The sequence below is a fragment of the Gordonia otitidis genome (assembly GCF_020735545.1).
In the GTDB taxonomy this organism is placed as follows: Bacteria; Actinomycetota; Actinomycetes; order Mycobacteriales; family Mycobacteriaceae; genus Gordonia; species Gordonia otitidis.
The window spans coordinates 4,772,831-4,777,577 of sequence record NZ_CP085974.1; the positions used below are offsets into that span (position 1 = coordinate 4,772,831).

The window sequence follows — 4,747 nt, forward strand, 5'->3', positions numbered from 1 at the left end:
CTAGATCGTCGTGATACCCGCGCGGTGCGGGTTGTCGTGCTGATGTCCCCGACGCCGTCCGGGACAGTTGTCTACGGCAGTGCACTCTGGGTCGCGTGTTGCGTTGGCGTAGGCCTCCGACACCTGAAGTGCTAGGTAAGTCTAACCTAATCATTAGCTCGCGTTCACATACCCCCGCGAGACGCGGCATCACCCGAGGAGGAACGACGCGATGAGCCTCTCGACCCCGTCAGTCACACGCGGCCACGCCGACACCGCCGACACTCGACGCGTCGACGAGGCATCCACCACACACTTCGACCTGGCCGGAACCACACACCACGTCACTGCGAGCGGCACGCTTGCGTCGTTCGACGATCCCGCGCGCGCCGCCGAAGCACTGGCGCAGGGCACCTACACCGCGGTCGTTGGCGCTCTCGCGTTCGACAGCGACTCGCCCAGCGCGCTGACCGCACCCGTGCGTCTTTGCATCGACGCACCCCGGGTGTCGCGTGTGGCCGAGTCGCCGGAACCGCGGCCAGTGACACGCACACGACTCTGCGGGGCCGATCCGTCACCGGCTGACCATCGCGGGCGGGTCGCGGCAGCAGTCGCGGTGCTCGCCGATCCGGCATCACCACTCGTCAAGGTGGTGTTGGCACGAAAACTGCTGTTACACAGCGCACCTGCCCTGACCCCCGAGCTGTTCGCGTCATTCCTCGCCGCACAGAACCCGCATTCGTCGATCTTCCGCACCGATCTCACCCCCGCGGGTGGAGTCCACCGCGACAGGCATCTGGTCGGCGCGAGTCCCGAGGTTCTCGTCCGTCGACGCGGAACCCAGGTGAGCGCACACCCCCTCGCCGGATCGGCGCCGCGCCACCCCGACCCCGCTGTGGACGCCGGACGTGCCAGCGCACTGAGTGCGTCGGTCAAGGATCTCGGCGAGCATCACTTCGTCGTCGACGCACTTCGGAATGCACTCGCGCCGCTGTGCAACCGACTCGAGGTGCCCGAAAGGCCGAGCGTCGTGAGCACCGCCTCGATGTGGCACCTGGGCACACCGATCGTCGGGCAGTTGGCCGATGAGTCGACCACCGCACTCGACCTCGCGCTCGCCGTGCATCCCACTCCGGCGGTGTGCGGCACACCGACGGAGACGGCGCGCGACTACATACTCGCCACCGAGGGCGACCGGGGGTTCTACGGGGGCGCGGTCGGCTGGTGCGTCGGTGATGTCTCCGCGGGAGTGCGCAGCGGAGCGCTGAGCGGCCCGGCCGACGGCACCGCGCCGGTCGGTGTCACCGCAGGCGACGGAGAATGGCTTGTTGCGATCCGATGTGCCGAACTCGATTCGAGGACAGGCGATGCGACGACCTGGGCCGGAGGAGGAATCGTCGCCGGTTCCGACCCCGACGACGAACTGGCCGAGACCACGGCCAAATTCCGCACCGTGCTCCGTGCTCTCGGAGTCGAGGAGGCCTGACCGATCGGCTGTCACCGGCTGCGTGGCGGCCGGCGCGCGCATGGGGCAACAGGCTCAGTCGCCGACGAGGATCGAACGGCGAGTCGCCGGCCGGGCTCGTCTGGCTGCGGCAGCAACCATCGGGCCGGCCATCACCGAGGTCACCACGGCCATCACGACGATGATCATGTAGGTCTCCTCGCTGAAGATGGCCAGACTCAATCCTGTTGTCGCAATGATGATCTCGACCACTCCTCGTGCGTTCAGGCCACTGCCGACCGCCAGCGAATCCCATCTCGACAGTTGGGCGAGGCGAGCTCCGAGGTATCCACCGAGGAGCTTTGCCGATACGGCCACCGCGATCACACCGACCGCGACACCCGCCACCGTCGGACCACCCAGTGTTCGGAGATCGACGTGCAGTCCGGCAGAGGCGAGGAAGACCGGCGCCAGTACGGATGTGGTGACGATACGCAGCGGCGCGACCACTCTCTCGGGACGTCGGCCATAGGCGATTCCCGCGAGCAGTGCGCCGAGCACCGCCTCGAGATGCATGGCGTCGGTCGCGGCGGCGCCTGCGACCATCGCGATCACCATGACCGCCGCCGACTGCGCGTCGTGCCCGGCCGTCTCCAGACGTGTCAGCACCCGGCCGATCAGCGGTCGCAGAATCAATGCGACGGCGATCGAACCGATCATGGCAAGGAGCGTCAGCGGGAGGTGCCACCCGCGGAGCCCGACCGTGACGAGGGCCGACACGGCCGTGAGCATGACCCAGGCAGCCAGATCGGTCAGCGTGCCGACGGACAGGATGAGCCGGCCCAGAGTGCTTCGCAACAGGTCGAGATCCCCCAGAATCCGCGCGATCACCGGAATCGCACTCACCGACATCGCCACGCCGAGCAGCACCGCGAATGCGGTTGTGCTCGCGGCCTGTCCGATGTAGCGCGCCGGTAGGACGAACCCGAGAGCAACGCCTGCGGCAAGCGGCACGACGAACGAGACCGCACCGACAACACCGATCGTGCGTGCATGGCCACGGAGGAACTGGGCGTCGAGCTCGGTCGCCGCCAGGCCGACGAGCAGCACCACGGCGAGGGTGGCGACGGCCGAGACCGCCGTCGTCGGGGTGCCGTCGGAATCGACGACGAGCCCCGTCACCCTGGGAGCCACGAACCCGAGCACCGAGGGGCCGAGCAGCACTCCGGCAACCAATTCGCCTGCCATCGCCGGGAATCCGAGCATGCGCGCCAGTGCGCCGCACACGAGGGCCGCGCCGAGAATCAGGGCCAGTGCCGTCAGCATGGCCTGCGCCGGTGGGTCAGACCGCAGCCGGAGAGGGCTCCGCCCAACTCAGGCCGTCCGCCGAGGGTACGAGACCACCGTCGAGCAGCGGTGGCTCACTGCCGTCGGTACCCGACGCGCCGCGGGCCTGCAGCGCGTTCATCTCCTCCATCACGTCCCGGACGACCTGCGTACCGAAAAGATGACCCATCCGTTGCCCGGAGTCTGTATCCATGCCGCCGGTACGCGTCGAGGCCTCGGTGAGCGCCGCCGTCGACGCGGAGAACCGCTCCACGATCTGGTCGGGATCGGTCAACGCTTGTTCACCCGAGTAGGCACCTGCAACCAACGACACGAACGCCGTCATGTCGTTGCGATCGAAGTTCGTCACCTTGCGGGCCTTCCAGAAGTACGAATCCTCCGACTGCTCCATGTCGTAGAAGGCGGACAGGAACTCGTAGAACACGGCGTATTCGCGGCGGTAGCGGCCCTCGAACTCGGTGAACGCGCGTTCCTCGGTCAGCGCACCTGCCAGCACACTGTTGATCGACCGTGCCGCAAGGACTCCGGAGTAGGTCGCGAGGTGCACCCCGGTGGAGAAGACGGGGTCGATGAAGCATGCGGCGTCGCCGACGAGGACCATGCCGTTGCCCCAGAAACGAGTGTTGGCGTACGAGTAGTCCTTGCGGATACGGATCTCGCCGTAGGTGCCCTCGGTGACACGTGTGGCGTCGGCGAGCATGTCCTTCACGATCTCGCAGCGATCAATGTAGTGCAGCAGTGTCTCCTCCTGCGCATTGAGCGCATGCTCGGCCTTCTCGCGCGAGATGACCGCACCGACACTGGTCAGGCTGTCCGACAACGGGATGTACCAGATCCACCCCTCGTCGAAAGCCGCACACAGGATGTTGCCGCTATCGGGTGCGGGGAACCGCTTGCCGTTCTCGAAGTATCCGAACACCGCGACATTCTGGAAGAAGTCGGAGTAGATACGTTCTCCGCCTGCGTGTTTCGACAACCGCGTCGTGTTCCCCGACGCGTCGACGACGAACCGCGCATCGATCTGGTGCTCGACCCGGTCTGCGTCCAGGTAACGGACACCTGTGACCCGACCCGTCTCGTCGGTGATGGTCTGGTTCACGCGGCACCGTTGACGCACGTCGACGCCCTTCCGCGCGGCGTTCTCAAGCAATATCTGGTCGAACTTCATGCGTTCGACCTGATAGGCGTACGACCCCTCACCCGCGAACTCGGGCGAGATGGCGAACAGGAAGTTCCACGGCACGGGATTCTTGCCCCACCGGAAGCTTCCGCCGCGCTTGTGCATGAACCCGGCGTTCTTGATCTCCTCATCGACGCCGAGGAGCCTGCACACGCCGTGAATCGTTGACGGGAGCAGGGATTCACCGATCTGGTACCTGGGGAACGTCTCCTTCTCCAGTTGCACGACGCGATGCCCGCTGCGCGCCAGTAGCGTCGCGACGGTGGAACCACCCGGGCCACCACCGACGACCACCACGTCCGCGGATTCGGAGGCGTGTGCGTTCGATCGAGCGTCGCTCATCGGTTCTCCCCTTCGTGACCGGACTCGTCGGTGAGTTCACGAATCCACGACCCGACGACCGGATCGGCGGCCATGCTGACCAGGTCGGCCCTGTGTGCGCCGGCCGCACGCCACCGTTCGATGAGCGACATGAGGCGGACCGAATCCAAACCGACATCGAGAACGTTTGTCTCGTCGGTGATTTCACTCTCCTCCACGCCGAGGATGCCCGCGATGTCAGCGATGATCCGTTCTCGGGTGAGTACCGTGTTCGTGGTGGCCATGCCGTCCTCTCTCGTGACATGCTGCGAATGGCGAGCATCGGAGCCCGTCATCTGGTAAGCATAGGCTTACCAACTTGATACACCGGGGCCGCCCCTGCGCGTCGTTAAGGCTAGGGTAAGCTAACTTTCCATGGTTGGCTGCAGTCGAGTGCCCGGGAGCGCGGCCTCACAGTTCCCCGGGGCGGGATGTTG

4 protein-coding genes are annotated in these 4,747 nt (G+C 66.2%); 1 reads left to right on the forward strand and 3 read right to left on the reverse strand.

Features of this window, described 5'->3' with window-relative positions:
- Window positions 1-211: 211 nt before the first annotated feature.
- A complete protein-coding gene (locus LK459_RS21670) occupies window positions 212-1,465 on the forward strand; it encodes an isochorismate synthase (RefSeq protein ID WP_227920698.1) in 1,254 nt (417 codons plus the stop codon).
- A 54-nt stretch (window positions 1,466-1,519) separates the two neighbouring features.
- On the opposite strand, the gene LK459_RS21675 is transcribed toward LK459_RS21670, so the two are convergent.
- From LK459_RS21675 to LK459_RS21685, 3 genes are read right to left on the reverse strand one after another with little or no spacing between them, the layout of a single operon-like run.
- The gene (locus LK459_RS21675; RefSeq protein ID WP_227920699.1) at window positions 1,520-2,749 is read right to left on the reverse strand and encodes a cation:proton antiporter; all 1,230 of its coding nucleotides are present in this window, start codon (window positions 2,747-2,749) and stop codon (window positions 1,520-1,522) included.
- Window positions 2,750-2,765: 16 nt separating this feature from the next.
- The gene (locus tag LK459_RS21680; RefSeq protein ID WP_227920700.1) at window positions 2,766-4,292 is read right to left on the reverse strand and encodes a tryptophan 7-halogenase; all 1,527 of its coding nucleotides are present in this window, start codon (window positions 4,290-4,292) and stop codon (window positions 2,766-2,768) included.
- A complete protein-coding gene (locus LK459_RS21685) occupies window positions 4,289-4,555 on the reverse strand; it encodes a phosphopantetheine-binding protein (RefSeq protein ID WP_227923947.1) in 267 nt (88 codons plus the stop codon). Before LK459_RS21685 ends, LK459_RS21680 begins: the two co-directional genes overlap by 4 nt.
- Between the last annotated feature and the right edge of the window lie 192 nt (window positions 4,556-4,747).